This is a genomic window from Acidovorax sp. KNOB132, from assembly GCF_057541515.1.
Window position 1 is genome coordinate 1 of sequence record NZ_BAAJYT010000399.1, and the last position, 2,360, is coordinate 2,360.

The window sequence follows — 2,360 nt, forward strand, 5'->3', positions numbered from 1 at the left end:
CGCCCCGGCGCAGGACGCGCCCTTGTCGCCCGTGCCCACGCTGGCGCCAGTGACCGTCTCGGGCACGCCGGCCGAGCCCCTGGGCCGGCTGAACCTGGACACCCCCGCCGAGACCGGCAGCCGCCTGGGCCTCACGCCGCGCGAGACACCCGCCTCGGTCACCGTGGTGGACCGCGCCACCATCGAAGCCCGTGGCGCGCAGGACACGCAGGAGATCCTGCGGGCGATCCCCGGCGTGACCGCGCACAACGCGCCGGGCTCGATGGCGGCCAGCTACCGGGGCTTCAGCAACAACTCGGTCACGCAGCTGTACAACGGCATCACGGTGCAATACGGCAGCGCCACCCGCGCGGTGGACAGCTGGATCTACGACCGGGTGGAGGCCGTCGGCGGCGCGTCGAGCTTCCTGTACGGCGCGGGGGCCGTGGGCGGCTCGCTCAACTACATCACCAAGACGCCCGACCGCAGCGGCGACTTCGCGGAAGGCCGGCTGCGCGCGGGCTCGTACGGGCTCAAGGAAGCCTCGGCGGGCCTCAACCGCCGCATCGCGGGGCCGCAGGACGGCGGCGCAGGGCCGAGCCACTTCGCGCGCATCGACGTGAACCACCGCGACGCCGGCAGCTGGACCACCGGCACGCAGACCCGGTCCACGCAGCTGGCCGCATCGCTGCTGTCCGACCTGGGCGGCGGCTTCACGCACCTGCTGGCGTACGAGTACCAGAAGGACGCGGTGGACCGCCCCTACTGGGGCACGCCGGTGCTCAACCCCGCCGTGGGCGCGCTGCGCATCGATCCCGGGACGCGCTTTGCCAACTACAACAGCAGCGACGGCATGTACGCCCACCGCGTGCAGTGGCTGCGCTCGGTGGCGCAGTGGCGCGTGTCCGACGCCCTGCAGTGGCGCAACACGCTCTATACCTACGACGCGCTGCGCGACTACCGCAACGTGGAGACCTACCAGTTCAACGCGGCCAACACCCTGGTCTCGCGCGGCAGCGCTTATTTGCAGCGGCACGACCAGCAGCTGGTGGGCAACCGCACCGAGGCCACCTGGCACGGCACGCTGGCCGGCCGGCCGAGCGACTGGGCCTTCGGCCTGGACGTGAGCGTGAACCGGCAGACGCGCTTTCCCAACAGCCTGGCCGGCACGGTGAGCACGGTGGACCCGTACCGCTTCACGACCGAGCGGTTCTTCGACATTCCCGGCATGGCCCCCGGCTTTCGCGCCGACCGCGACAACCGCGTGCAGACCACCGCGGTGTTCGTGGAGAACCGCACGGCCCTGGTGCCCGGCGTGAACCTGGTGGCGGCGCTGCGGCAGGAGCGCATCGCGCTGGACCTGACCAACCGCCGCGCCGTCACCGCCACCAGCCCCGCCACGTTCGAGCGCAGCTACACGCCCACCACCGGCCGCCTGGGCGTGGTGTGGGACGTGGCCCCCGGCGCCAACGTGTACGCCCAGTACGCCACGGCGAGCGACCCGCCGTCGGGCTCCCTGTCCACGGCCTCGTTCGCCGACGTGGCCAACAACAGCGCGCTCACCACGGGCCGGCAGCTGGAAGCGGGCGCCAAGTTCGACTTCTGGGGCGGACGGGGCACGGCCACGGTGGCGGCGTTCCAGATCACGCGGCGCAACATCGCCTCGCAGGACCCCAACAACCCCGCGTTCACCGTGCTGGTGGGCGAGCAGTCGTCGCGCGGCGCGGAGGTCGCCGTGGGCCTGCGCCTGACCGACCGCTGGCAGCTGCAGGCCAACGCGATGCGCACCCGCGCCCGCTACGAGCAGTTCGTGCAGGGCGGCGTGTCGCTGGCCGGCCGCACGCCCACCAACACGCCCGAGAGCGTGGCCAACCTGTGGCTGGGCTATGCGGTCACGCCCGCGCTGCAGGCCACGGCGGGCGCGCGGCGCGTGGGGCGTATCTCTGCGGACGCGGCCAACACGCAGTATTGGCCCTCGTACACGCTGCTGGACCTGGGGTTGTCGTGGAAGCTCTCGCCCACCGCCACGCTCTCGGGCCACCTGCGCAACGCCACCGACCGCATCTACGCGGCCGAAGCGCGCAGCGCGCAGGTGTACCTGGGTGCGCCGCGCACGGTGGACGTGTCGCTGCAGGTGGCGTTCTGAACGCCGACGGGAAACGCACCATGGACTGGACCCGCCCTGTGCGCGCCAAGCGCTGGCTGTTTCTCACCCACCGCTGGCTGGGGGTGCTGCTGTGCGGCTTCTTCGCCATGTGGTTCGTCTCCGGCATCGTGATGATGTACGTGGGCTACCCCCAGCTCACCGAGGCCGAGCGCACCGCCCACCTGCCGCCGCTGGGCGACGGCGCGGGCCTGCGGGAGCCCGCCGCCGCGCTGGC

Annotated in this window: 1 protein-coding gene and 1 pseudogene; both read left to right on the forward strand. The window is 72.5% G+C overall.

Translation table 11 applies throughout. The features are described from left to right. A partial coding sequence (locus AC27IO_RS22980) for a TonB-dependent receptor (protein ID WP_498740974.1) occupies nucleotides 1-2,125 on the forward strand: 2,125 nt, incomplete at its 5' end. A 20-nt stretch (nucleotides 2,126-2,145) separates the two neighbouring features. Further along, nucleotides 2,146-2,360: pseudogene (locus AC27IO_RS22985) on the forward strand (PepSY domain-containing protein); the annotation flags it as partial.